The following is a 24,631-nucleotide window of genomic DNA, read 5'->3' on the forward strand; positions in this document are numbered from 1 at the left end:
ACACGGCAGAACGCGAGAACGGCGGCGATCGGGCCGAGGCAGCCGGTGGTGGTTCATCGCGCCCACCTGCCGCGCCGCGCGAGCTCGGTCGGATAGACCCCGCACCCGAGTGAGGCCGCGAACGCGACGTGCTGCCAGCCCCAGGCCCGGCGCAGTCGCAGCTTCGCGTTGCGCGCGCGGGACTCGAGGTCAGCGATCGCGTCGGGCAGCTCTCGCGGATCGGTGACCGTGGTGGTCACGTACATCGCCCACAAGCCGACGCCGGCGCCATGCGCTTCTTCCTCGGTGGCCTGGATCGCGCGCTGTTCGTCGGCGCGGTCACGGGCGGTCTCGTCGACGCCGCGGCGGCGGCGCAGCTGGCGCCGGAAGCCCGCGCCGGAGGCCTCCTTCATGACGACTTCGGCGGCGGCATCGGCGGGGTAGGGCTGGTAGGTGATCGCGACGCGCCGGTGGTAGCGGCCGGGCGTGACCAGCGGTGCGAGCACCGTCGAGGTGACCTGTTGGTTGGGCAGGTCGGCCATCGCCCACGACACGGACCAGCCCGATCCGTGCCAGTAGTGGTCGTGCATCGACTCGCTCTCCACCGGGCCGGCATCGGCCCAGGCGAGCAGATGGTCGGTCTCGGCAAGGCGGGCGAGTTCACCGCGGGAGTCCGGGTCGTAGGCGCTGCGCAACCATCGGGTCCAGTGCCCGGCGGTGGCGCGGCCGAGCGTGGCGACCCCGCACAACGGCAGGTCGCCTTCCACCCCGGACAGAGCGCGGCTGACTTCCGCGACGCGTTCGGCGTCGTCACGGGGCTGGGGCCGGGCCCGCATCGGGGAGAAGGTGAAGTTCACGCGCACGCTGATGTCGGCGGTGGCTCCCCGGTGGGCGTCGGCGATCTCGGCCATGGTCGCGCGTGCGATCGCCGGTGCGCTGGGGTCGAGCTTGTCGGCCACGTAGTCGGCCAGCTCGGTGCCGGAGGACGGTGCGGACTCCACCACGATCGCGACCCAGTCGATCGTGGGCTCGAAGCCCAGCGAGGCCTGCCAGGAGGCGAAGTTCCCGATCCACAGGTCGGTGCGGTCCTGATCGGCCAGTACCGTGCCGATCGGCGCGACACGCACACTGGCGGTCAACCGGCCGGTGCGGCGATCCCAGAGCACGCCGAATGGCTGGCCCAGACCGTCTCGTGTGGACAAGGGCATGATCGGCGCGAGCACGCCGGGCAGTTCGTGGCGTCGGGGGTGTTTGGTGAGGACCCCGCTTTCCCAGGTGTTCCAGCCTTTGCGGCGCGCGGTGTAGGTGCGGGCGGTGATGATCAGGGCACCGCCGAGCGAGGTGCCGTGACCGCGATGCGGGATCAGGGTGAGTACCGCGCAGACGAGTGCGGCCGCCACTGTGATCGGGAGGACCAGCAGCGGAAGGCGGAACGTCGCGATCGCGACCCAGCATCCGAGCGGTACGAGGACACATCCCGCGATGACGGCGGTCTGGGTCTCGCTCAGCCGTCCGACGCCGAAACCGCGTCGTGCCCGCCAGCCTCCGTAGGTTCTGATCTGCGTCATCAGTTCGAACCCCCTGACGTGTCGGAGCTGCTGGGCATCCCGTTCGGCCCCACGCTCGTTGCGCCGCCGCCGGCGTCTTTCGATGCCTGTGCGGCCATCACCGCTGCGCCTGCCGGAGTCACTCCGGCCGCGGCGGTGCTCGCACCGGCAGTGCCCACACCCGCGGTCCCTGCTGCAGCGGAGCTACTGGCTCCCTCGATCGCAGCGGTTTCGCCGCCCGAGCCGTTGCCGGCCGTCGACGTGATCTCGCCGCCCGCCGGAGCACCGGTGCCCGCGTTGCCTTGGTTGGCGCTGTGCACGCCAGGCTCACTCGGCGCGCCGCCCTGCGCTTGCGGGTTCGGCGCGGGTCCCGAGGAGCCATCGCCCTGGTGGGCGGACTCGATCGAGGGTGGTGCGCCGCTGTTACCCCCGGTGCTGCTGGCCGGGCCGGTCTGATCCATGTAGCGGGTCATCGCGTTGCCCCCGGACCCGAAGCCCTGTGCGAGCTGGGACATACCGCCGGCCAGCGCCGCGCCGACGCCGCTGCCGGAGCCCCCGCCCGCGACCAGAGCCATGCCGCCCCAGGAGAAGAACCGGTACATCGCGGGCATGGCGATCGTCGCTAGTGACACTGTGGCGACCCCGGTGAACGCCGTGCCCAAGGACTGACCGTCGCTGGTGAGCTTGAAGCCCACCGCGTAGATGATCGATCCGACGGGCTGATAGCAGACGATCACCAAGCACCACGAGATCGTTTTGGGCAACCAAGGCTTGGTGGCCTCGGTGAGCTGTCCGGCGGCCGCCGTGGGCAACAGCGACAGCAGGATCACCAAGGCGCCCATCTTGAGGTAACCGAGCACCCACTGGATCAAGCCGAGGATCCACAGCAGGCCCGCGATGAAGAAGATCGTCCACGGTCCGCCGGTCGGGTTGGTCCTTATGTAGGTGGTCATCGCCCCGGCCATCTTCTCTGGAAATCCGTCCAGACTGGACTTCAGTACCTGCGTCGACAGCACTACACCGCTCTGGTAGAGCAGCAGCGCGACGGTGGTGCCGAGCGAGGACCAACCCAGGAACTTCAACAGCCCCATCGCGGTGGTGACCAGTGGATCGGCTTTGCGTTTGATCATCATCTGGATGCCCTGCCACATGACTCCTCCGGTCAGCAGGGCCATGCCGACGAACAGCAGCAAGCCGCGGATCTCATCGATCGCAGGCTCCTGCAACATCGATGAACGGTCCTCGTCGGTCCACCAGGTCAGCGCGTAGGTCAGGGTCTCCACCGCACTGGCCGCGAGGTTGTTGACCTGCTCTGTGAACCAATCGCCGACCGCGCCGCCGAGGTTGCAGCCGATGTCGAGCGCGCCGCACTCGTCGGTGGCCTGTGCGAGCACAGTGGTTGTCATGACGCCGCCCCCGAGATCACGCCCAGCGAGGCGAATCCCTCGGTGCCCGAAGCCGCGTGCGCGCGTCGGCGCGGGAGCTTGACCTTCCAGTCGCCGCCCTGCCAATGCAGTACGACGGTCAGCTGCGCGTACTGGCCGGATGCCATGGCTTGCGGGGTCGCGGCGAGCAGTTCGACCTCCACGAGGTCGCCGGCCGGATCCCCGGCGCTGATCCTCGACCACCACTGGGTCGGGCGGACCTCGGCCGGACGGGCAGTCGTCGTCTGCCCGGCGAGCTCGGCGACCGCGGCGCGTGAGTCTCCGACGGTCTGTTCGGCGAACGTCGGGTTGAACACTGCCGGGCCCGCCGCGGCCGACAGCCGCATGGACAGGTTGATCGCGGCGAACACTGCGCCTCGTTCGTCGTGAGAGAACCCCCTGGCGCGTCCGGCGTCGGTGTCGCGGGGGCCGTGGCAGGCCGAGCGTGGCACCTTGGTCAGGTCGGGTGCGGTGAACCACGTGATCGCGCACCTGTCGGAGGACTGTTGTGTGATGGGCGGCGCTGACGTTGGGTGGCCTGGGTCCGGCTGCGCGGCCTGCGGCGTGTCCTCGACCAGCCACACACCGCTGACAACCGCCAGCAACAGGAGTGCTGCGAGCGCCAGCAAGCGGGTGCGGGAGCGGCGAGAACCTGACTCGGTGATCATTGTGGCGAGACGAAGAACGTGACAAGGGACGCCGAGCCGAGGATCAGCGCGATGCCGCCGATGATCCACGGAATGCTGATCGCGCCCTCGATGGCCATGTTGTTCCGGTTGCGGCGACCGATCGCCATCATGATTCCGGCGGCCACACCCGCCGCGACGGCGCCGAACAGACCGCCCCACTTGATCCAGGACAACAGCGTCTGCGCCCCCTGCTTGAGTGGTCCGGGTGGTGGTGTCGGAGCGGGATCGAGGCCGTCGAGCGGGTCGTTGGGTTGCTGGGCCAGGACATCGAGCGCTTGCGCGAACACGTGCATGATCGACATGTGGACGTTCCCCCCGGAACTGCACTACGGGCCCGCGGTCAGCCGTGCCGGCCGCCGGGCATTGCGTGATGGTGGGCGCCGTTGACCGGCGCCGAGGGAGGCCACGGCCCTGCCCGGATCGCTGGATGCACGCCTGCCGCGTCGAGGTCGAGGTGACGCGCGGGCAGAAGCACCCGATCTCCGTGCGGTATCTGGAGCGGGTGGGCGGCAGGCTGTTGCGCCCAGGTCTGTGCCGCAGGCGCGGAGTACATCTGCTTGATCGCCTGCGGTAGGGCGGCGAGCGCGGCCGCGATGTCCTTGTGCGACAGAGCGGCTTCACCGGGTGGCTGCGGCATGGTGAGCCATTCCGGCTTGTGCCGGATGTGCAAGGTCGCGGTGAGATGCGGCTGGACGGTGATCAAGTCGGCCTTGAGTGTGCGTACCGCACCCGAGACCGTGTGCATGACGACTAGCACCGGTGGCGGCTGGTAGTAGCCGTGGCGGTGGGCCAGTTCGTGCATCGTTCGCAGCGTGGAGCCGATTCGGCTGGTCGAGGCCGCGGTGTTGGAGCTGACCAGGACGTCGACTCGGCCGTTGGTATAGGCGGCGGCACGCCCGTCGACGTAGAGGGCGACGCGCCCGTTGGTGTAGTGGCCGTGGTCTTTGATGTCGATGCCGGAGGCTCGGCCGTGCGCGGCGAGCCAGAGGCGCGCCCAGGTCGACGTGCCCACGCCGCCGGCCACGCCGGCGACTACCAGCGGATCGAAAGTCGACTGCCCATCCGTCACCGTGCCCCCCGACACCGGTTGCTCGACGCCACGGCGTCGAGGTCACCGCCGCCCGGATGGGCCAGATACGACGGACTTCGTGTTGTGCGGCCGCGTCTGCGGCAGTTCCGTGCCGGCGCCACGCGCCTGCGTTGTCGCGCGCACTGGCGGATCCCCGGACGGGACCGGGCTGCCTCGCAACGCGAGCGCGCCGGTCCCGCCCAGGGGGTCGCCTCCCGATCACGGGAACGCAGTGTCGGAGGAGGCCCCGACCGCTCGCGAACCGCCTCAGCCCCCCGCCCAGGCCAGCTCACGCTCAGTTCGTGTGGTCACTCAACGTTGCCGAAACCAGTTCGACCTCGTCGGTGGCCGCCCCCTCCGAAGTAACCCGTTCGGCCGTGCTGCGCGTAGCCGATCACGAGCCAACTACATTGCGTTACCGCCATCCCCCCTAATGGAGGCACTTCCATGTCTACACCGTTGCTCTCGGTATACACCAGCAACGATGCTGACTTCAGTTAGATTATCACTCGAATGGAGTAATAGTCCAGTTAGACAGTGCATCCTGCTCACGGAACGTGTACGAAGTACAGACGTCGCCGAGACGCAGAACGCAACGACCTGATGTCTTGGTCCAAACGAGGGGGCGGCTGGCCATGTCCACGACTAGGCGTGATCATCGCGATCAGTCCTGTAGCGCGGGCGGATCGCACGGCACCGCAACGGATGTCAGTACCTGCTCGGAGTAACGAGTCATGGCATCGCCGATACGAGGATCCATGACCACCGCACCGGCGCGCGGACTACCTGCCGACACGACATCGTTCGTCGGTCGCTCCGCGCTGATCGAGCACGCCTGTGAGCTGCTGGATACCAAGCGCCTGGTCATCCTCACCGGCCCTGGCGGTGTAGGCAAGACGCGCTTGGCCGTGCGGGTCGCAACGACCGTCGCACGCACGTTTCGCGACGGTGTGTGCCTGGCAGATCTGCGGGGGCTCATCGGCGATTCCAGCACGGACGCGCCCAGCAGGCCGGCTGCCGACCCGATGGGTGCGCTGTACTGGGTGGTTGCGGACGCATTGAATCTGCGGGATCACTCCGACGAGCCGGTCGCAGCGAGACTGCGCGAGTACGTGCGAGACCGGCAGATGCTGCTGGTGCTTGACAACTGCGAGCACGTCGCGACCATGGTGCGGCGGCTGGTCACGACACTGCTGCGCGAGGCACCGGGGCTGAAGGTCCTTATCACCAGCCAGCACCGCTTGGGTGGGCCCGACGAACACCGCGTGCCCGTGGAACCGCTGGCCTGTCCTGACCCGGACTCGCCGTCATGGTCCGCGGAGGAGGCGTACCGCAGCGACGCGATTACCTTGTTCCGCGAGCGGTCGGCTGCCGCAGGACATCGGATCCTCGATGACGAACTGAAGGACGTCGCCCGGCTGTGCGCGGCGGTCGGCTGCCTGCCGCTCAACATCGAACTGATCGCCGGCACGATGAGCACCTACTCCCCCGCCACGATGCTCGCGCGCCGGGAGAAGCTGATGCTTCAAGGCCGTTTTCTTCAACCGGTCGAGTGGAGCTATGACAACTGCGGCTCGGACGCCGAGCGCCTGTTGTGGCGGCGGCTGTCGGTGTTCTCCGGCGACTTCGACCTGGAGGCCGCCGAAGCTGTTGCCTGCACCGACGTGATCCCCGCCGAGAGGATGCTTGACCTCGTCGACGATGCCGACGCCCCAGGCGCCGACGCCATCACCTTGTGTGAAGTCCTGGACAGCGCCGACGTGTTCGATCTCATCGAGAACCTGGTCCACCATTCCGTGCTGTCGATCGACCGCAGCTCCGGAAGGATCCGCTATCGGCTCCTGGAGACCCTTCAAGCGTTCGGAGCTCACCGGCTTGCCGAGTCCGGAGAGGACCGAGCAGTACGGTTGCGGCACTTGCTGCACTATCGCGACCGTGTCGTCGAGGTCGCACAGAACTGGTTGTCTCCCAACGAAACAGTCTTGCTCGATCGGCTCAGGCTCGACATGCCACAAGTGCGTACGGCAATGACGTTCGCACTGTCGCAGTCACCCGCCGCCGCACTGCACGGTCTGGAAATCGCGACCATGCTCACCGTCGGAAGGGGCTGGTTCTTCCTGGGCACCCTCTCCGAAGGCAGAGAGTGGCTGCTGCGCTATCTGGGCACCCTGACCGACCTTCCACCGGGGCTGCGCGCGATCGCACTGGCGCAGTTGTACTGGCTCGGAATCTGCCAAGGACGCGCGGAACTGACCGAGGAACGGTTCGACGAGGTCCTCTCGCTCGCCGAGGAGAGCGGCGATCCGTTCGCTGTGGCCACCTACAGCTTCCTTCGGGGTGTGCACTACCTGCTGGCGACCGGGGATCCGGCAGCGCTGCAGTGGTGCCAGAGGGCGACCACCGAACTGGAGGCGGCAGGGGACCCGACGAAAGCGTTCATGCCCAAGATGTTCGCCGCGTTCGCCGCCTCCTTGATGCACGACGATCCTGAGCTCTCGTACCGTTTGTCGGCCGAGGTGGTGGAGCTCGCTGAGATGTCCCAGTCAGCGCAGTCGGTGGGCTGGGCACGCTTCACACTGGCATTGGCGCATCTGCAGCGCGGCGAGTGCAGGCAAGCCCGCCTGTTGCTGCAAGAGGGCTTGCGAATTCAGCGCGACATCGGTGACCTCTGGGGACCCTCGTGGACGCTGGATGCCCTGAGCTGGGCAACCGCCAAGGACACACCGGAGCTCGCCGCCGAGCTCGCCGGCGCCGCGGACAGCGTCCGGAGCATCACCGGAGCACAGATCGAGCGGCTGCCCGCGCTCGGTGCCCAGCGCACAGCGGCCATGCAAACCATCCGCTCCTCGCTGAGCGCGCAGGCCTGCGCCACCGCCTATATCCGAGGCCGCGCGCTGCCGCTGGAGCAGGCGATCGAGTTCGGCATCGCCGCTCTCACCGCAGACGAACAGGCCTCTCGCCTCCTTGACCCGGCGGTACACGAACTCGCCAGCAGGGGTGTGACTCCACGGGAACGGGAGGTGGCGCTGCTGGTCGAGAACGGGTTGACCAATCCACAGATCGGCCAGCAATTGCACGTGGGAACCCGAACCGTGGAGACCCATGTGCGCAGCATGCTCAAGAAGCTGGGATTGGCCACACGAGCAGAGCTCGCCGCCCTCTTGGCCGCCAGCCGCGCATCCGCGGGCATCACCCCAGCCACACCGGGAGCTGACGCAGCCCGCTCATGACCGAACCAGGCCGCCGGCGCACATCCTGCGCATCGATCGCCAGGTGAGCGTTTGGGAACCGGGTCACCAGCTCGGTGAATGCGACATGGCCGACCATGCGCGCCAGAGCAGCACCCAGGCAGTAGTGCACGCCATGGCCAAACGCGAGATGGTTACTCACCTCACGCGAGAGCTGCATCTCTGCGGCGTCGGCGAACCGGTCGTCGTCACGGTTGGCCGAGCTCAGGCATATCAGCACGATCTCGCCGGCGCGGATGGTCGTGCCGTCGATCTCGACGTCCTCCCGCGCGAACCGTGGCGGGGTGGCACGCACCGGGCTGTCCAGCCGCAACAACTCCTCCACCGCGCGCGGCACCAACGCCGGCGTCCGCGCCAGCTGCTGCCATCGATGACGATGCCGCAACAGCCAGAAGGCCCCATTGCCGATCAAGTTCGCTGTGGTGTCGTGCCCCGCGACGATCAGCAGAAAGCAGGTGCCGAGCAGCTCCTCGGCGCTGAGCTGGTCGGAGTCGACCGACGCCGACACCAGCGCGGACAGCAAGTCGCCCGCGGGAGCGTCCCGCTTGGACGGGATCAGCCGGGTGAAGTAGTCCTCCATCGCCTGCGAGGCAGGTTCGGCGTACTCCGGCTCGTCGCGCATCAAGTGCTCGGTCCATGTCCGGAACTGCACGCGGTCGCTGTGCGGCACTCCCAACAGCTCGCACATCACCGTCACCGGCAATGCGGTCGCGAACTCCTCCATGAGCTCCGTCGGCTGTCCGGTGTCCCGAAAACGCGCGAGTGCAGTGCCCAGCAGACACTGTGCCGTCTCGCTCACGCTGGGTCGCAACGCTTCCACCCGTTTCGGGGTGAAGGCCGCGGAGACGACCTTGCGCAGGCGCCGGTGCTCGGGCGGGTCGGAGTTGAGCATGTTGCGCTTGTACATGCCACTGAATGAGACGTTCCTGTGCTCGCTGGCCATGCGCGTGCTGATCGCCGCGCGCAACTCGTCGGCGTCCTTGCTCAGTGCGGGGTTCAGCAACGCCGCCTGCGCCTCGCGGTGCCGCACGATCAGCGTCACCGGCATCTCGTTCGCCAGACGTGTCCGGTGCACGGCCCCCAGCTCACGCAGCTCGGCGAAGACTTCCTCGGCCCGGTTCCACGCGCCGTCCGCGAACATGCCCGCGGCGACGTCTCCGACCTCCGTCATCCATCCCCCTTGGAACCGGCCGGCCCCCCTGTGCCGGCCGGGTCATGCACTGCCGTGGCCGGTTGCCCAGCGGCGCACGCGCAGCAGTGATCGATCAGGAGGCTTTGTGGCGAAGGCTCGCGCCCCGCCACGAGGATGCCTGTGCAGGTGAGTGATCCCTCGGAGCCTGCACAGGTCCCCACCTCCCCCGATCGGCCTGACGGCTCCGCGATTGCCCGATCGCGGCACCTGGCCTATCTCCGGTGTCCCCCCATGTGGACCACGCTGGTCGCGATGCTTGCCACGCTCGCTAACGCTCATCGTGATCCGCCCCTGAGGACGAGCACAGCCTGCCTGGGGAGTCGTCCCGCGCACATCCGTCATCTGCCGGAGCCCGCCCCTTTTGCCCACTGATTTCCGCTGGCTAGACGCATGCAGACCTACGTACTGCCCACCCGTAGACCCCAGCTGCCCATAGGTCCGGCTGCGATGCCAGTGGCCCGAGCCAAGGCCTGAACGGCGTGGGGCCCGACAGCGATGCTGCCGGGCCCCACGCTGCTTTACGCTCAGCGATCCGCAGCCTCCCCCAGCGGCGGCCGTACGACCGCCGCTGGGGAGAACTCCGCAGGAGAGAGCTCCACACCGTCCGCGACGACTACGCGGTTGCGGCCAAGAGTCTTTGCCCGCAGCACGGCCTGGCTGCCGTGGTGCGCGAGAACGTCCAGGGTCGTTCCGTGCACGGGGGACATCGCGACGCCGATGGACACGGTGCGCCCCTGTCCCGGCTCGCTGTGCGGGTTGATCAGGTGCGCCTTGTCACCCGCAGGCAAGCGGACCTCGATCGCCAGGCAGGCAACATCGTGGCGGATACGCTCGGCCAGCGCGACTGCTTCCTTCCTGCTGGTGCTGGGCAGGGCGACGATGAACTCTTCGCCACCAAAACGGCCCACCACGTCGCCCCTGCGGACGCTCGCCTGGATTCGGCGCGCCACCGCCTTGAGGACCTCATCCCCGCCGAGGTGACCAAACTCCTCGTTCACTCGTTTGAACCAGTCGATGTCGATGAACAGCAACGCAGTGTCGTAGCCCAGCGCTTGGTCGGTCACGAGCTCCGCAGCTACCTCCGGTTCAAAGCCGTAGCGGTTCTTGACCCCGGTTAGCTTGTCGGTCCATGCGTCGGCGGTGCGCTGGTCGAGATCGATGCTCATCTGCTGGATGTTCTGCTGCGACTTCGTGCAATGCACGGCGGCTACCACCATGATCACCGGCAGGATCTCGCTGATGGTCATCAAGGCGCTTGTCATCACCGCCATGAACAATGTGACCACGATGAACAAGTTCGTCCGTGCGTCGCCAACGAGGTCGGTGAGGCCGACGCGCCCGGTGTTCACCAGCGCACGGGCCACGCCCACGATCACCGCCTGAGCCAGGAAGTACGCGGTGACCGCAGCCACGATCGCCGCGGCGGCGGTGAGCTGCTCGGCGGCGGTCACCGGCAACTCTTGATGACCGGTGATCCACGCGTGCAACGGACTCCAGCGCGCGATCCAGTACACGCCCAACACGCTGGCCGCGATGGCTGCGGAGGTGAACCCGAACCTGTGCGGGCTCTTGCGCGCGTACCGGTAGCGGTCCAGACGCAACGCGACCAGCAGCACCAACACCAGCGGTGCCGGAGACACGATCGCCGCAGTGAACAGCCAGATACTCGTCTGATCGACGTGCTCTCCACCACGGGCAGCGTCACGACGGCGTTCTTCGGGCTCCCGTGTCGCGATGACGTGGGTGAGCGCGAAAGCCGCCAGCGGGCCGAACCGCAGCAGGTCGTCTACGCGAACCACCGCGAACGCACTGGTCACCGCCGCACACACTCCGATGACGAGCTCAGCACCGAGCATCCACACGATCAACGGGACAGGGTTCTTCCACAGTCCCCACCGCGTCGGTCGCAGATCTATCACCCATCGGATGTACCGGTTCGGGCGCGTCCACGAGAGACTGTGCACGCCTGAGAACAATGTGATCCCTCGTGCGAGCGGCGACTGGTTGCCCACCGGTTCGTCGGCGCTGCGGCACGCCCTGGGAGGCCCACCCTGTGGAGGTGACGACCGTGCCCGAGTTCGAGCCTGGTGACCGCGAGTTCTGACCATCTCCTGTTGCCCCCATGTTCAGCCCCCAGCAGGAGGTGACGACCATGCCCAAGTTCGGCGACCGCGAATTCTGAGCTGCCAAACTCTTCTCACTTCACCTGGCTCGACCGCACCTCCCGGTGCAGGAGCAGGGCGCTGAGTCCTGCGAACCCGAGCCCGACGGCTCCCGCCAGAGCGACTGCCGCCGAGGCGGACTTCAACCACTGGGCCACGGCGGCGCCCGCGAGTACCGCGAGACCTTGTCCCGCGGACAGACCTGCGTTGAGCAGGCCGTTGGCGCCCGCCGTGAACCCAGGTGGAATCCGCTCGGTGATCTCCGCACCCGCGCCCGCAAGGTAGGCGGCGCCGGCACCGGAGACGATCAACAGCCCCACCGCGAGGAATAGCGGCGGCTGGAAGACGAACGCGAGCAGTGGTGCCTGGCACAGCAGGGCCAGCGGCACGACGAGACCGCGTTGACGTGCTGAAGGCTGGCGTTCCAGCCAGTGTCCCATGATGATCACGCCCACGCAGTCTGCCGCCAGCACCATGGCGACCATGCCGTCAGGGCCGTGTGCCTGCTCGACCAGCGGCGCCGCCAGTCCATCCGGTACCGCCGCGAAGCCGATCAGAACGATGAGGATCGCCATGAGCCGGGCCTGGCGGTCCTCACGCAGCACCCGCGCGAACATTCGCACCGACGACGTCTTGTTCTGGGGCGATGCGCCGGCCGAGATCGTGCGGGCGGCTGGACGAGGCCGCAGCCCCCACCAGAGCAGCGCTGCGGCCGCCAGGAAGCTCAAGACGTCCAGGAGCAGTGCTGCGATGGGGCCGATCGTGTCGATCACCGCTGCGGCCGCGACGAGGCCGAGGAGCTGCCCCTTCTCCCGCATCACCATCAACCGGGTACGCCCGGCTTTGTGGTGCTCGGTGTTGACTACGTCGAGCACCACGGCCGCTCGCGCGGCGGCGTAGAGCGCTTGCACACCCGCCGCCGACGCGGCCGCGCCGGCGAGCACCACCACCGACGCGCCGGGCAGTGTCATCACACCGACCAGGCTTGCCTGCACCACACAGCTGGCAACCATCACCTCCCGCCGGGGGAGACGATCCGCGAGCGGCGTCAGCACCGGTCCCGCGACCAGCGGTGCAAGCAGCATCAGCCCGTACGTCGCACCACTCCAAGCCGCCGAGCCCGTACGGTCCAGCACGAGAAGCGCGATGGCGACTTTGGCCAGTTGGTTCCCGATGACCGAGGTGGCTTCGGCGCCCCACAACGCGCGGAACTCCGGCCCCAGGTTCGGACGCACGGACCTGCCTTGTTTCACCCCGCACCCCCGTAACGTCTAACTGGCATCCCCCGACATTCCATCCGAGATGGTAGAGCAGTTAGACGTTTTTCGGCCAAGAGCGCACGCCGTCGAACACCAATGGACTAACCGGATGACTGTGTGTGAAAATGATTGATGCCACGCACGTAAAAGCTAACGCACTGTAGTCTTTCGCTTCCTCCGCGTTCGCAGGGGATAGTTAGACGCGGTGACGCGAAGGTCTGGGGGACCGCCATGCCCGCCAAGAAGCCACCCCACCCGCCCGCAGATACATTCGGTGCACGCCTGCACCGAGTGTGGGCAGCGCACCGCGTCCCGAAGAACAAGGCCGCCGTCGACGCGCTGCGCGCCGATCCCAACGCCGACGTTCCGCTGGGCGAGCCCACCTACGAAGAGGTCGCCGACTTCGTCACCCGCCACCACGTCAGCGTCAGCGCGCCCTACCTCGGCATGCTTCGCCGTGGCGAGCGCCCCAAAACCGGTAACCCGAGCCTGGAGATCGTGGATGGCCTCGCCGCCTACTTCGACGTGGACCCCGATGAGCTGCTCGGCCGAAACGGCAGGAACCTCGGCGACAGCCCGTCGAACGATCAGCAGCCCGGCGAGCACACGTTCCTCGTGGACCGCCTTGATCTGCTGTACCAGACGATGCGCCCCGCAGGGCGCACCGAGCCTCTCACCGACCAGGAGGTGGCTGGCGCCATCGGCGAGAACGTGGAGACCTTGCGTGCAGCACGGGCCGGTGAACCCGTCCACGACCACAACGAGCTGATGGACAGACTCGCGCGTTACTTCGGCGTGCCGATCGAGTACCTCCAGGACGACGCAGACCCGGAGCTCGTGAAAAGAATCGACGAGCAGCTGGGCCGCTTCCAGGCGATGCTCCAGATGCAGGCCAACGGCAAGTTTGACCTCGGCACGTTCGACTTCGCGCTCCGCGCGTTCTCCAGTGTGAAAGAACCCGAGACCCAGAAGGCACTTCTGCGTATTGTCGAGAGCATTGCCGCTGCAGAGCGCAGCGGCAATAGCGGCTCTGGGGGGCTTGACCAGCGATGACACGCGATTCGTCCGGCGTGTTCGACGGCGCGGTGCGCCGACGTGTCGGACGTATCGCCGACGACCTGCTGCGTGCGGTAGCGGTGCCTGACCCGTTCGATCTCGGCGGATTCTGCGCCGCGCTCGCCGGGCACCGCGGCCGGCCGCTGACCCTGGTCGGGCTGCGCACGCTGCTGGGCGACAAGCCCGTTCCGGTACAGTTCTCCGGGCTGTGGCTCGCCGGCGCCGACAGCGATTACCTGTTCTACGACGACACGACCCCGCCGTTGCACCAGCGGACCAGCGTGTTGCACGAGATCGCGCACATGGTGCTCGGCCACCGATCGTCCGAGCGGCCTCAGGACGTGCACCTGACGTTGATGCAGATTCTGCTGCCCGATCTCGATCCCGCCGTCGTGCGCCGATCGATGGCCCCTGGGCTGTGCCGGGCCCGCGACGTGCAGACCATCGACGGCTACTCCGACGACCAGGAACGTGAGGCGGAGACACTGGCCACGGTCCTGATCGACAGGCTGCAGTTCCCGGTGAACGCCGATCCGCGACGGGCATCATGCACCACGATCAGCGGGGGCGACGCCGACGTGCTCTCCCGGATGGCCGGAGGGTTGACCGCACGCAGGCAGGAGCGTTCATGATCTTCGTCGGGCTCCTTGTCGTGCCGCTGGTCGTCGGCGCGCTCGTGTTGTTGGAGTTGCTCGTGCAGCGTGTCCGCGCGAGGGTGCTCGACGGCCGCGGTTCGGCCACACAGGCCGCCCCGGCGGCGCGTGCCATCGCCATGTCATGTCTGGCTCTCGGATTCGCCGTCGTCCTTCAGCTGACCGCGATCAACTCGGCCATGAACCGGATCGCGGGCTTCAACCTTGTCTGGCCACTCCAGCACGCCCTGGTCCTGTTCTCGGGCTACATGACCCAGCTGTTCTTCGTGTTCTCCATCGAACCTGAGGACCAGCTCGCCCGTCGACGCGGGCGACGACTCGCAATCCCGTTCGCCATCACCCTCATCGCGATGATCACGTTGTTCCTGCTCGCACCCGGCGCCCGTGATTTCGTCTACGGGCCCACGGGCCGCAACGAGTCCGGCGGACCAGGCAACCCGATCGCCCAATCCGCGTTCACTCTCTACAGCACTTATCTCGGCATCACCGTCGCGATCCTTACCGTCCTGTCGTGGCGATGGATGAGCAAGGCACGCGCGCTGCCGTTCTTGCGCACCGGCTTGTTCCTGTCCGCGCTGGGATGCGGCTTGAGCACCGTCTACTACGGACACAAGCTCATGCACGAACTGGTCCTGTTCACAAGCCACACGCTCCCCTGGACCGAAGGCAGCATTGGACTGAGATTGATGCCCGTCGCCGTGACGCTGTCGACGCTGGGCGTGCTCATCGGAAAGTTCGGTGACCGCATCGCACTCAAAGCGCGTCCCCTCACTGACCGCGTCAACGAAAACAGAGCCGTCCGGCGCCGGGTGCACGCCTACCATGATCTCTTCCCTCTGTGGAACCGCTTCGTCCAGCAACTGCCTGGCATCGCGATGGACCCCCGCACCATCGACGACGCCCAACTGGCACCCGCCGACGCTCGCTACCACCTGACCCGGCTCCTGGTCGAGATCAGCGACGGTGTCCGGCAGATCAGGCCGCACGTCCCGCCCTCCGTCTACGACCAGGCCGAACACCTCGCTCGTCAAGCCGGCCTGGACACCGAACAACATGACGCCGTCGTACAGGCGGCGGTGATCAAGGTCGGGCTCGACGCCTGGCAAGCCGGCCACTCCCCCACCGCCACGGGAGCGACGCGCTCCTTCGGACCGGACGAACTGGCCAACGAGGTCGCCTGGTGGCGTCGGGTCGAACACGCCTTCGACAGCCCGATCGTCACGCAGGTCTACACCGATCACACGCGGGCCGTCGGCACGGCACACACAGACCAGGCAGCACCCAGCCCCGTCAACCGAAGCGAGTCCTGAGCTCGATGGCACGCCGCACCCATCTCACCCGGATCAACAGCCTCGACGTCAGTGAGGACTACGAGACGATCCACCGCCTCACCGTCACCCGCGAGTTCCCGTTCGACGTGACGCTGACCTGGCAACTTGCCTTCTACCGCGTCTACGCCATCCCGCGCATCGCAGAATTGCTCAGCCACACCGGCCACATCACCGGCCACGCGCTGTCCCGCGCCGAGGACACCGGTCTGATGATCTACGAGATGGTCGAACACGGACTCGACCATCCCCGCGCCCGCACCGTGCTGAGCATGATGAACCGCATGCACCGCCGCTGGGACATCGCCAACGACGACTACCTCTACGTGCTCGGCACCTTCATGCTCGTACCGATGCGATGGCTGCAACGCTACGGCTGGCGCACGCCCAGCCAGCGGGAGCTCGACGCGGCACACCGGTTCTGGCACGAAGTAGGCCGCCGCATGAACATCAACGGCATCCCGGACAGTTACGCGGACTACGAGCGCTGGTTCGACACCTACGAGCGCACGCACTTTAGGTTCACCGCGGCGAACGCCGAGCTGTACGCGGCCTCCCGCCAACTGCTCGCCGACCGCTTCCCTACCTGGATGGCACCCCTCGTGCACCGTGCGGGCGACACCCTGCTCGACCCGCCATTGCGCGACGCCCTGGGCGTGCCGCGGCCGCCCTGGCTCCTGCGGGGCGCCGTCCACTTGGCACTGCGGACCCGCGCCAGAATTGTGCGCTGGATGCCTGAACGTCGCAACAGCATCTTCACCCCAGGCGGCGTCACGCTGTCTCGCCCCAACGGGTATCAGCTCGACGACCTCGGAATTCGCGAGCACTCGCAGCGCAACAACTCGGATTAGCATGATGGCCGTCTAGGTTGATTCACCTGGTAGCAAAGTGGTATGGCGTGTCCTCGCCGAGCACGCGGCCGCGGTTGCGCGGGCGCGCTCGCCGTCTGAATGTGTGGGGCCGAAGATGGCCTCCTTCGCTGCGGTGGCGAGTTCGGCCTGCGTCGGTGCCGTCAGACCGACCCGGTTCCAGGCGAAGCTGATGTGGAGGGCGATGACTGCCCGGATGCCGCGGGTGAGAAGTCCTTCTTCCCGCAGGGTTCTGAGCATGGCCCCGGCGTGGTGTGCGCGGCGAGCCAGCCGGGGTTGACGAGGGTGCTGCGGGCTGTTCCTCGCAGCAAGTGCGCGACTTGTGCGGTGCCGGAGAACCTGACCGAGTTCGCGGCCGCGGAGATGGACGCGGACAAGCAATCCATCTGGGAGCCGCTGCTCGTGCCCGCGCAGTGCCCGACCGCGGGCTTCGCCGAGGGCTTGATCAAGGCGATGGAACCGACGCTCACCCCCGACGAGGTCGCCACGCGAGTCCACGCGCGGATGGCTCGTCAGAACGCCGAGCAGGAACCCGTCGTCGTGCTGGACGAAGACGTGCTGCGGCGCAAGGTCGCGCCGGCCGAGGTCTGGATCGGGCAGCTGCGGCATCTGATCGACATGGTGCGCTCTGGTCGCCTCGACCTGCGGGTGATCCCCCGGTCAGTCGGCATCCACCCGGTCACGCGGGCTGGTTCGCCTTGCTGAGCTTCGACAACGACGAATTCCCCGACCGCGGCTACACCGACGGCAGAGGCGGCAGCCTCTATCTGGACGATCCCGACGACGTCGCGGGCTGCAGCAAGACCTTCGACACGCTCTATGACCTGGCACTGCCGGAGCACCAGGAGCGGCAGCAGCAACGGCAGCGGCGGCACCAACTGCGTCGAAGTCGCGTTCTTCTCTCCACACGTCGGCGTGCGGGACTCGAAGAACCTCGGCCTGGAGCTCGCCTTCACACACGCCGCGCGGCGGCGCTGGCTACTGCACCTCTAACTTCAGCGCTGCTACGTACCTTCCCGACCGGCGCCGAGACGACCTCACGCCGCGACATTCGCGCCCGTACCTGCGCTCACGGTTGATGCGCCGGTGGCAGGTCCAAGCTTCACACCGAGACCGAGTCTCGGTCCGCGGTTGACCCCGGTCCGAGTTCGCGGCCGAGTCGATGTGGGTCTTGGCCGCGGCGTCGTCACCGCTCAGGCGAGTGTCGGGATCATGCCGCTCGAGGAGCATCACGAGCCGGACCTACGCGGTCACGATCACCCGCGGCATGGATGGCGACGCCCACGTCGCCGGGATCGCAGAGCTGGAACAGCAGGGGGCCGACCCCGCGGTGTCGCGCATGCTCGACCGGACCGGAGTCGACATCGCACTGCCAAGTGCCTGGACCATCTGTGCGAGCAGCTCCGGTATCGAGCTTGCTCTGTAGCGGCTGGCACGCCCTGTGCTCGGTCCGTCCGGGTGGTGTTCGGCAGAGCCGCTGACCTGGGAGTCTTATCGACGACGTGGTCGGTGACTTCCGTTTGCGAAGGTCAGGACTCTGCGCCGAGTTCGTGAACTTGCGCGCAGAAGTTGAACAACCGCCATTTCAGCGGCTACGGTTGCGGCACGGATATGTACATATGAACGCCGTAATGTGCAGTCTGCGGCCCACAGCCGAACGGCCAGGAAGCCGCGGGTGCTACCCACACCCGTGTGCGACTCCCCGGCCGCCGGAACAGGGACTACCGACCGCGCGCCTCATCAGCAGCGAAGCGGAGACCCCACGCGAGGAGCCTGGTGATCATCGCGATCACTGGGCCCTTGTCGTTCAAGAAGGGACTCACCACGGTGAGCCCGTCCATCACGAAGGCCGCTCGGTCGCAGGTCCTCGCCAGCTTCTCCTCGCGGGATTCCTCGTCGGAAGGTCCCTGTACGGATCTGCCACGGGGCATCGAACGCCACCTCCTCCCCGGTTCGGTCGAGCCCCGGAGGGGCTCGGTCCACCCGTCACCGGATCCGTCGTGACGGGTGCCGGTCAGGTGAGGAGGATCAGTTCGCGCTAGGCCGATCCGATCGAGAAGACTCTAACCGGTTCGCACATATGTGAGAGAAACCAGCGGTGTTCACCCGAGGTCCTCGACTGGCCCTCCATTGCGCCGCTTCCGGTCGGATAGGCGCAGCTCAGGGCGCTTGAAATCTCATGCCTGCAAGGTGGGGGCGGCCCTTCGGAGCCGATCACGCTGTACTGAAATTTGGGCCATTCGGGTGGTGCGGCGTCACTTCCCGCAGAAACGATGCGAGGTTTTTTCACTCGGATGGCGCAGGATCATGGGTGTATCGCGTGCAGTTGCGGCGACAGAAACGGCATGAGGTTGTGGAAGCGAGGGATCCCGCTCGACGGTGGCACGTTCCTCGCCTCCGCCGTGCTTGCGCGCCTGGGCGTGCACGATCATCACGCCGTCACGTAGACGTCGTGGCCCGGCGTCACGGCCGCGCATCTGTTCGGGAGCGGACCTGGCCGGGTGCAGGCAGGCGCCTGGCGGCCGGGAGACACATCGAACGAGTCGATCAACTGCATGCCTGAGTAGCACCTGGTGCGCCGCGCCGAAGCGCGATGCACCCGGCCTTCCCCCATCATGTCGTGGTGGAGGAGGAGCGGCTCTCAGCTGCGCTCGGCGAGGCGGAGGCGCCGTTCCGGACGCTCGTCGAGGACTCGGCTTGGGCGCACGCGAGCATGGAGGGCCTCTTGTAGACGGGGGTTGCCGTTGACCATCCCGGCCTGGCGGGCGTTAGCTGAGGGGCGGAGCTGATTTGGCGGGTGAACGAGACTTCCTAACACGAGGCGTGCCGCCTCGGCGAGCGCAGCCTCCACCACGTCGCTGTCGTCGATGGCGGATCACCAGGGTGAGCCGCGTGCGGATTCGACGGGCTGCCACCCTCGACCTGTGATCCCTCGTCGCGCATCCCGCCTCCGACGTACCCGGTCCGCCAACACCGCCGTGCCTGGCGTCCGGCTTGCTGGTCTGCGCCGCCCTCCCACCCGCCGCAGGCGGCGATCACGCCTTGGCAGATCGTGGAATTGGGCGGCGATCGCCGCCGTCATCGCCGCGCTGGCCTCCGCCGCCGGCGTGTACTTCACCGGCCGGGCCCTCGATGCCACCCGCACCCAGACCGCCGTGACCGAGCAGGGACAACTCACCGACCGGTTCACCAAAGCCGTCGACCAACTCGACCGCACCGGCACCGATCACCTCCAAGCCCGACTCGGCGCCATCTACGCCCTCGAGCGCCTGGCGCGCGACTCCCCCCGCGACCAACCGACCATTATCGAGATCCTCTCCGCCTTCATCCGCACGACCGCACCACCACCCACCTCCACCCCCGCTAGCACCCCGAAATCCACCGCGATCTGCCCCGACCAGGCTGTCGCCCCCGACATCCAAGCCGCACTCACTGTCCTGGGCCGTCGCAACACCACCCACGACCACAACAGCCGAATCGACCTGGTCAACACCTGCCTGACCGGCGCATACCTCCGCGGTGCAAACCTCCGCGAAGCGAACCTCCGTCAAGCGAACCTCACGAATGTGACCCTCGACGACGCGGACCTCCGTGGCGCGGACCTTCCCCGGGCGAACCTCAGTTCCGTGGTCCTCCGCGACGCAAACCTCCGCGGCGCAAACTTCACCGGCGGTGACCTCGGCACCGCGTTGCTCTTCGGTGCGGACTTCCGCGGCGCGTACCTCATCGACGCGAACCTCCGCGGCGCGTTCCTCGATGACGCGGATCTCACCGGCGCGGATCTCACCGGCGCGAACCTCACCGGAGCGAACCTCACCGGCGCGCGCCTTACGCAAGTGCGCCATAACGAGAAAACCCTCGTCACTGACGTCGAGACCGATGATCGGACTGAGGGCGCGTGGTGGTGACGGCGGCCCATAACTGCATGATGAGGAACGGCTGTGATGACAGCTTCTTGACCATTTCGATCGCCGGCTGGCTGGTCCAGACACACCCGTCAACCCTTGATGATCATGGTGTGCGATCATCCAGTCATTGACCGCCTGTGCACAAGGCCTCGTGCTCGATCTCGGCCGGTGGTGGATGGCCGGCCCGGACTCACGGCTCGTCGAGCAGATCGCGTTCAGCGTCGCCGCCAGCGAGGCTGAACGGACTCCGGGCGGGATGTACGTGGAGGGTTTCGTCTGGGCGGACAGCCAGGTGCGGGCGGCGGCGTGGTGCGGGGTCGGCACGAGGGTCGTGTACGGGCCGAGAGCTGACGCGTACCTCGGCGTCCCCCTCGCGCCGCGTTTCTGCGGGCGGGTGCGGCAGCGCACCGGCGCGGCCGCGGTGTTGATGAGCAAAGACTCCAAGCTGCTACCGATGCTCAGGGACGGGCTGCCACCGGGTGCGGTCCTGGCCGGCGGTAGCCCGGGACCCCGGCATTCCTGAGGAGCGGCTGCTTCCAGGCTCCGGCGGTGCCCCGCGCGTGTCCACTCCTTGTCCACTGTCGGGCAGCCGGGTGCCCATGAAGCGCGTGGGTCTTGATCGCGCCCGCGTTCGCTCCCGAGACCACTGCGGCGGCGGTGTGCGCAACGGCAACAACCGTCAGGCCAGCCAGTTTCCCGGCGGTGAGCGGTACATCCGGCCCGCTCGACCTGGCGGGCGTGCTGGCATGCATCGGCGCCGCCGTCTTCCCTGAGCGCTGGAACGAATTTCACGAGTCGCTGCTGCCCGCCGACACCGCGCAGCAGCGCGCCAAGCAGGCAGACGGCGGCTAGTTCGCCGTCATCGCGCCGGCGCTGCGCAGCTACCGCCCGTATCCGGCTTCATGTGCAGCGACGTGAAGTGGCTGGATCCAGCCGGGTATGCCCGCTGGGTCGACGTCGGCCTGCTTGGGAATGGACCTCTGCGGCCAAGAGGCCGAAGGATGGCGCGAACGCAACAATCAGCGCGACTGCGCGTTCGTCGACGGGCTCTACGGCACCGGGCTGCGGTTGACCGTGTGGGGCAGCGTCCTGCAACTGGAACTGCCCGCCGAACCGCAAGCTCCTCATCAGCGCGCCGAGTCCGTGGCATCGACCACAACGGCGGGCAGCACCCTCGCGTCGATCAACCTGTCAGTCAGCTCCACGGCTTGACCGCGAACGACGTCCGAATTGATGTCGTCACCGACCTGCTCGGCGATGTACTCCTGGATCACACTGATGGCGCGGTCTCGAAGCGATGTCACGGCGAAAGCATAGGTCGGGCTGTCCGTCGTGGTTGATGTCGGTTGCGGCAGAAGAAGCCCGCGTGCCATCGAGAAGGACGTGCTTCCCACGCGCCGGCAAGACGGTCCGGAAACACGATCCGGATCGTCACGAGCCGCGGAAGTCAACGTCTACTGGGCTCCGGATCCGTCGTCAGAACCCGCGGGTACCCGCTACCGGGCCGGGCTCGGGCCGGGCTCGGGCTCGGGCTCGGGCTCGGGCTCGGCATACCGAACCACAACCGTTCCCGGTCAGGTTGATCCGCTCATGGTCGTGGTGCTGTCGAGGGTCTCGAGCTGGTGCTGGACTGGGTCGGCGTCGGTGGCGGCCTTGCTCCGCTGACGGTGGCCGCGGGAGTCCTTCCCCACCCGGCACCGTACCCACGCCAAGGCGACATCAGCGTCCCAGACGGGCGCTCCGGTGGTCGGGTCGAAGCCGTAGCGACGTGGAGCCTGGCCGCAGGCGACCCAGGACGGCGCGATCGCCTGTCTTGCCTCGCGGAGCACCGCGCGCCGAGCACGACGGCGAGTCACCAGCATCGGAGGAACACTTCCTTCGCTGCGGCCTCGGCTTTTGCGTCGTTGCCGGGAAAGCTCTCGTGAGTGAACGCTTTCGCTGCATCCCGGCATGCCTTCCACAGGGCTGCATCCGTCTCGGCGTCCCTCTTCGCCGCCTGCGCGCCGAGCATCTGGCCGTAGGCGTCCTGCTGTCTCTTCGTCAAGTCCGCGATTTCACGGTCCTTGCGTTCCATCTGTTCGGTCAGATCTGAGGTGGTCTTCAAGTAGAGCGCGCCCGACGCGCCGGTCGCTCCGAGCAGAAGCACCAGCAGCACAAGCAGCACCACGATACCGACCTTCTTCGGTTTCGCGGATTCAACAGGATCAGTCACGACATCCCCCCAGTTGATCACTCGTTCAGGCGGTTCATCGTCAGCCTGGTTCTTGCGGTTACGTGAGTCGGCTCACCGCGCCGATGACCGGCTCGAAGAACCCGTCCACGTCAGGCCCCACCGCTACCAGCGACCCAGCGACAGCTTCCGCGCCACGATCGCCGACCTTCAGCGGTCCATCCTGGTGCTTACGTCACCTGCGTGTTCAACCCCGACCGCGCGCTAGACCAGCGTTCTCGCGGTCGCTGGCTGGCTCGGGCTGGCCAACATCACCTTCCGCCACCGGTTCCCCGACGTGGTCGACGAACTCGGTCAGCGCGGTCGCAGTGCACAGCTTCGTACGCGGCTGCGACCAGCCACACCGAACTCCGGCAGGACAACCGCCGGCTGCGTGCCGATCTCTGCGTCCTCGGCGACCAGTAGGAGCTCGCGGCGGCGATGGTGCAGCAGCTGACCGAGGACGACCAGCGCCTGGCCCGCGCACTCGAGCAGGCACACGCCGTGCGCGTCCTGCCCGGCCAGGCCGGTCCTGACACCCAGCGACTGCTCGACCACAGTCCTGGGAAGGACTGATGGTGGGGTTTACCAGGCATAATATTGAGCCGATCACCCGTTCGGCGTAGCGTGTGGTGTGTCGGATCCGGCACACCGACAGCCCGTTCATACCCGCCGAGGGCGGAGGCCGCATGTCCGCACAACCACATCATCGAGCCTCACCTGTGTAGCGGCGAGTTCGATGTCCGTCCTGCACGCCCCGGTGGACGTGGTCGCGGCGTGCGCAGAAGGCCCTGCCACGGCCCGATGAGCGGCGCCCGGTGCGCTTCGAGCCCAAGTACGACGGCTGGCGCGGCCTGCTGTTCACCGGCGACGGTGTGCTGCAGTCACGGCAGGGAACCGACCTCGCCTCGCGGTTTCCCGAGCTGATCACCGCCGCGCGTGTGCTCGGCGATGTTGTGCTCGACGGCGAGATTGTCGCCCTGCGCGCGGGCTGGCTCGACTTCGGTGCCCTGACCAGCACGCCCCGCGGCCGCGCCGCCGCGGGCATCACCATCTACTTCGTCGCCTTGGACCTGCTCGCCGAGGGCGACCACGACCTGCGTACGGCGACCTGCCAGGACCGCCGGGAACGCCTGGAAGCGGTCATGGCCGGAGTCCGGACGCCGCTGCAGCTCGCGCCGTGCACCACTGACCGCGACCGTGCCCTGGCCTGGATACGGCCCGAGGTCTCCGTGGTGGGCATCGAGGGTTGCCTGATCAAACGACTCGACCGGCCCTGCTGGCCGGGACGCTACGGTGACTGGATCAAGGTCCGGCACACCGTGGTCGTCGACGCGGTCGTCATCGGCGTCACCGGCAACCCCAGCGCTCCCGCCGAGCTGCTCCTCGCCTGCCCCGACGCTGCCGGCGAACTGCGCCGCATCGGCCTGTCCCACCCGCTCTCATCCGCCCTGCGAGCCCAGGCCGGACCGCACCTCGACCTCACCGGTGAACCACCGGCCCGCGTGTCCACTGGCCAGTTCGGCAGCCGCAGCGAGACCATATACACACCGGTCCACCCAACCCTGATCGTCGAAGTCGAAGCCGAAGGGTCCGTGCACGCCTTCACCAACCGACTCCGCCCGACCGTGCACCGGCTCCGCCCCGACCTCACACTGGCTGACCTGCAGCCCCAGAACTGACCGTGGAATACCACCGTGCGCCCATCGTGTTGCGCTGCCGGAGGACTTCCTCGCCGAGCGGGTACGCCAGGCCGTCAGCGCGGAGGTGGAGCTGTTCGTCGGCCGGTTTGCGCGAGTGCCTGGCCGGCGGTAAGCGGCTGCGGTCGCTGCTGTGCCGCTGCGGATGGCTGGCCGCGGTGGGCAACGCCGACCACGTCGCTCGAGATGCATCTGCACCCGGGGTCCCGAGCATCCTCGGACACAGGACCGGCTGCCTCTCTGTCGCGGCGCGTTGTTCTTTCCCTGGCATCGCCGCGGTGACCAGGTTCCTCCGTATGGATGGCTCCACGGTCACGCTGGGCGTGCTCTGGCATCCTG

General features: G+C 67.5%; 22 protein-coding genes and 1 pseudogene. 12 read left to right on the forward strand and 11 right to left on the reverse strand.

Annotated features, from left to right (window positions below; all coding sequences use genetic code 11):
• Positions 1 to 53 precede the first annotated feature (53 nt).
• Genes ACZ7CF_RS34485 through ACZ7CF_RS34505 form a run of 5 tightly spaced genes read right to left on the reverse strand, consistent with a single transcriptional unit; the run spans position 54 to position 4,708 of the window.
• Positions 54 to 1,547 (reverse strand): SCO6880 family protein, encoded by a 1,494-nt coding sequence (locus ACZ7CF_RS34485; RefSeq protein ID WP_470371694.1) that lies wholly within the window; start codon positions 1,545 to 1,547, stop codon positions 54 to 56.
• Positions 1,547 to 2,932, reverse strand: a complete 1,386-nt coding sequence (locus ACZ7CF_RS34490; RefSeq protein ID WP_470371695.1) for a hypothetical protein — start codon at positions 2,930 to 2,932, stop codon at positions 1,547 to 1,549. The genes ACZ7CF_RS34485 and ACZ7CF_RS34490 overlap by 1 nt, the downstream gene beginning before the upstream one ends.
• Positions 2,929 to 3,618 carry a DUF8175 domain-containg protein gene (locus tag ACZ7CF_RS34495; protein WP_470371696.1) on the reverse strand — a complete coding sequence of 230 codons (690 nt, stop codon included), beginning with the start codon at positions 3,616 to 3,618 and terminating at the stop codon, positions 2,929 to 2,931. The genes ACZ7CF_RS34490 and ACZ7CF_RS34495 overlap by 4 nt, the downstream gene beginning before the upstream one ends.
• Complete coding sequence (locus tag ACZ7CF_RS34500) at positions 3,615 to 3,941, reverse strand: hypothetical protein (protein WP_470371697.1); 327 nt, start codon at positions 3,939 to 3,941, stop codon at positions 3,615 to 3,617. The genes ACZ7CF_RS34495 and ACZ7CF_RS34500 overlap by 4 nt, the downstream gene beginning before the upstream one ends.
• Before the next feature lie 38 nt (positions 3,942 to 3,979).
• Positions 3,980 to 4,708: a hypothetical protein gene (locus tag ACZ7CF_RS34505; protein WP_470371698.1), complete on the reverse strand. Its 729-nt coding sequence runs from the start codon at positions 4,706 to 4,708 to the stop codon at positions 3,980 to 3,982.
• A 758-nt stretch (positions 4,709 to 5,466) separates the two neighbouring features.
• Between ACZ7CF_RS34505 and ACZ7CF_RS34510 the strand changes: the two genes are divergently transcribed.
• Complete coding sequence (locus ACZ7CF_RS34510; protein WP_470371699.1) at positions 5,467 to 7,938, forward strand: helix-turn-helix transcriptional regulator; 2,472 nt, start codon at positions 5,467 to 5,469, stop codon at positions 7,936 to 7,938.
• Here ACZ7CF_RS34510 and ACZ7CF_RS34515 read toward each other — a convergent pair.
• From ACZ7CF_RS34515 to ACZ7CF_RS34525, 3 genes are all read right to left on the reverse strand, one after another.
• Entirely contained in the window at positions 7,898 to 9,127 is a 1,230-nt protein-coding gene (locus tag ACZ7CF_RS34515) for a cytochrome P450 family protein (RefSeq protein ID WP_470371700.1), read from the reverse strand. The two genes, ACZ7CF_RS34510 and ACZ7CF_RS34515, sit on opposite strands and share 41 nt — an antisense overlap.
• Positions 9,128 to 9,672: 545 nt before the next feature.
• Positions 9,673 to 11,010 carry a GGDEF domain-containing protein gene (locus ACZ7CF_RS34520; RefSeq protein ID WP_470371813.1) on the reverse strand — a complete coding sequence of 446 codons (1,338 nt, stop codon included), beginning with the start codon at positions 11,008 to 11,010 and terminating at the stop codon, positions 9,673 to 9,675.
• 335 nt (positions 11,011 to 11,345) lie between these two features.
• A complete protein-coding gene (locus ACZ7CF_RS34525) occupies positions 11,346 to 12,545 on the reverse strand; it encodes an MFS transporter (RefSeq protein WP_470371701.1) in 1,200 nt (399 codons plus the stop codon).
• 255 nt (positions 12,546 to 12,800) lie between these two features.
• Between ACZ7CF_RS34525 and ACZ7CF_RS34530 the strand changes: the two genes are divergently transcribed.
• The 6 genes and pseudogenes from ACZ7CF_RS34530 (at position 12,801) to ACZ7CF_RS34555 (ending at position 17,901) form a co-directional block, all read left to right on the forward strand.
• Entirely contained in the window at positions 12,801 to 13,622 is an 822-nt protein-coding gene (locus ACZ7CF_RS34530; RefSeq protein WP_470371702.1) for a helix-turn-helix domain-containing protein, read from the forward strand.
• On the forward strand, positions 13,619 to 14,257 hold the full coding sequence (locus tag ACZ7CF_RS34535) for a hypothetical protein (RefSeq protein WP_470371703.1): 639 nt from the start codon (positions 13,619 to 13,621) through the stop codon (positions 14,255 to 14,257). The genes ACZ7CF_RS34530 and ACZ7CF_RS34535 overlap by 4 nt, the downstream gene beginning before the upstream one ends.
• Entirely contained in the window at positions 14,254 to 15,588 is a 1,335-nt protein-coding gene (locus ACZ7CF_RS34540; RefSeq protein WP_470371704.1) for an MAB_1171c family putative transporter, read from the forward strand. The genes ACZ7CF_RS34535 and ACZ7CF_RS34540 overlap by 4 nt, the downstream gene beginning before the upstream one ends.
• A 5-nt stretch (positions 15,589 to 15,593) precedes the next feature.
• Positions 15,594 to 16,457: an oxygenase MpaB family protein gene (locus ACZ7CF_RS34545; RefSeq protein WP_470371705.1), complete on the forward strand. Its 864-nt coding sequence runs from the start codon at positions 15,594 to 15,596 to the stop codon at positions 16,455 to 16,457.
• Positions 16,458 to 16,838: 381 nt separating this feature from the next.
• Positions 16,839 to 17,554 (forward strand): annotated as a pseudogene (locus ACZ7CF_RS34550) (DUF5753 domain-containing protein).
• Between the two features lie 188 nt (positions 17,555 to 17,742).
• Positions 17,743 to 17,901, forward strand: a complete 159-nt coding sequence (locus ACZ7CF_RS34555) for a hypothetical protein (RefSeq protein WP_470371706.1) — start codon at positions 17,743 to 17,745, stop codon at positions 17,899 to 17,901.
• Between the two features lie 829 nt (positions 17,902 to 18,730).
• Here ACZ7CF_RS34555 and ACZ7CF_RS34560 read toward each other — a convergent pair.
• Positions 18,731 to 18,910, reverse strand: coding sequence for a hypothetical protein (locus ACZ7CF_RS34560; RefSeq protein WP_470371707.1), 180 nt, complete (start codon positions 18,908 to 18,910; stop codon positions 18,731 to 18,733).
• A gap of 489 nt (positions 18,911 to 19,399) precedes the next feature.
• On the opposite strand from ACZ7CF_RS34560, the gene ACZ7CF_RS34565 reads away from it, so the two are divergent.
• From ACZ7CF_RS34565 to ACZ7CF_RS34575, 3 genes are all read left to right on the forward strand, one after another.
• On the forward strand, positions 19,400 to 20,383 hold the full coding sequence (locus tag ACZ7CF_RS34565; RefSeq protein WP_470371708.1) for a pentapeptide repeat-containing protein: 984 nt from the start codon (positions 19,400 to 19,402) through the stop codon (positions 20,381 to 20,383).
• A 151-nt stretch (positions 20,384 to 20,534) separates the two neighbouring features.
• Positions 20,535 to 20,906 carry a hypothetical protein gene (locus tag ACZ7CF_RS34570; protein WP_470371709.1) on the forward strand — a complete coding sequence of 124 codons (372 nt, stop codon included), beginning with the start codon at positions 20,535 to 20,537 and terminating at the stop codon, positions 20,904 to 20,906.
• A 179-nt stretch (positions 20,907 to 21,085) separates the two neighbouring features.
• Positions 21,086 to 21,235, forward strand: coding sequence for a hypothetical protein (locus tag ACZ7CF_RS34575; protein WP_470371710.1), 150 nt, complete (start codon positions 21,086 to 21,088; stop codon positions 21,233 to 21,235).
• Between the two features lie 275 nt (positions 21,236 to 21,510).
• Here the strand turns inward: ACZ7CF_RS34575 and ACZ7CF_RS34580 are convergent, their stop codons facing one another.
• Together ACZ7CF_RS34580 and ACZ7CF_RS34585 are read right to left on the reverse strand one after the other, a co-directional pair.
• Entirely contained in the window at positions 21,511 to 21,777 is a 267-nt protein-coding gene (locus ACZ7CF_RS34580) for a hypothetical protein (protein WP_470371711.1), read from the reverse strand.
• A 458-nt stretch (positions 21,778 to 22,235) separates the two neighbouring features.
• Positions 22,236 to 22,595: a hypothetical protein gene (locus ACZ7CF_RS34585; protein ID WP_470371712.1), complete on the reverse strand. Its 360-nt coding sequence runs from the start codon at positions 22,593 to 22,595 to the stop codon at positions 22,236 to 22,238.
• A gap of 438 nt (positions 22,596 to 23,033) precedes the next feature.
• Between ACZ7CF_RS34585 and ACZ7CF_RS34590 the strand changes: the two genes are divergently transcribed.
• Positions 23,034 to 23,168 carry a hypothetical protein gene (locus tag ACZ7CF_RS34590; protein ID WP_470371713.1) on the forward strand — a complete coding sequence of 45 codons (135 nt, stop codon included), beginning with the start codon at positions 23,034 to 23,036 and terminating at the stop codon, positions 23,166 to 23,168.
• 242 nt (positions 23,169 to 23,410) lie between these two features.
• Complete coding sequence (locus tag ACZ7CF_RS34595; RefSeq protein ID WP_470371714.1) at positions 23,411 to 24,274, forward strand: ATP-dependent DNA ligase; 864 nt, start codon at positions 23,411 to 23,413, stop codon at positions 24,272 to 24,274.
• Positions 24,275 to 24,631: the final 357 nt, after the last annotated feature.

Source organism: Lentzea sp. NPDC036955, from assembly GCF_055608005.1.

Excerpts from the sequence above, each read along its gene's own strand:
- ACZ7CF_RS34485 (WP_470371694.1), bottom strand. The coding sequence starts at position 1,547 with ATGACGCAGATCAGAACCTACGGAGGCTGGCGGGCACGACGCGGTTTC.
- ACZ7CF_RS34490 (WP_470371695.1), bottom strand. The coding sequence starts at position 2,932 with ATGACAACCACTGTGCTCGCACAGGCCACCGACGAGTGCGGCGCGCTC.
- ACZ7CF_RS34495 (WP_470371696.1), bottom strand. The coding sequence starts at position 3,618 with ATGATCACCGAGTCAGGTTCTCGCCGCTCCCGCACCCGCTTGCTGGCG.
- ACZ7CF_RS34500 (WP_470371697.1), bottom strand. The coding sequence starts at position 3,941 with ATGTCGATCATGCACGTGTTCGCGCAAGCGCTCGATGTCCTGGCCCAG.
- ACZ7CF_RS34510 (WP_470371699.1), top strand. The coding sequence starts at position 5,467 with ATGACCACCGCACCGGCGCGCGGACTACCTGCCGACACGACATCGTTC.
- ACZ7CF_RS34515 (WP_470371700.1), bottom strand. The coding sequence starts at position 9,127 with ATGACGGAGGTCGGAGACGTCGCCGCGGGCATGTTCGCGGACGGCGCG.
- ACZ7CF_RS34530 (WP_470371702.1), top strand. The coding sequence starts at position 12,801 with ATGCCCGCCAAGAAGCCACCCCACCCGCCCGCAGATACATTCGGTGCA.
- ACZ7CF_RS34535 (WP_470371703.1), top strand. The coding sequence starts at position 13,619 with ATGACACGCGATTCGTCCGGCGTGTTCGACGGCGCGGTGCGCCGACGT.
- ACZ7CF_RS34540 (WP_470371704.1), top strand. The coding sequence starts at position 14,254 with ATGATCTTCGTCGGGCTCCTTGTCGTGCCGCTGGTCGTCGGCGCGCTC.
- ACZ7CF_RS34545 (WP_470371705.1), top strand. The coding sequence starts at position 15,594 with ATGGCACGCCGCACCCATCTCACCCGGATCAACAGCCTCGACGTCAGT.
- ACZ7CF_RS34555 (WP_470371706.1), top strand. The coding sequence starts at position 17,743 with ATGGATGGCGACGCCCACGTCGCCGGGATCGCAGAGCTGGAACAGCAG.
- ACZ7CF_RS34590 (WP_470371713.1), top strand. The coding sequence starts at position 23,034 with ATGGTGCAGCAGCTGACCGAGGACGACCAGCGCCTGGCCCGCGCACTC.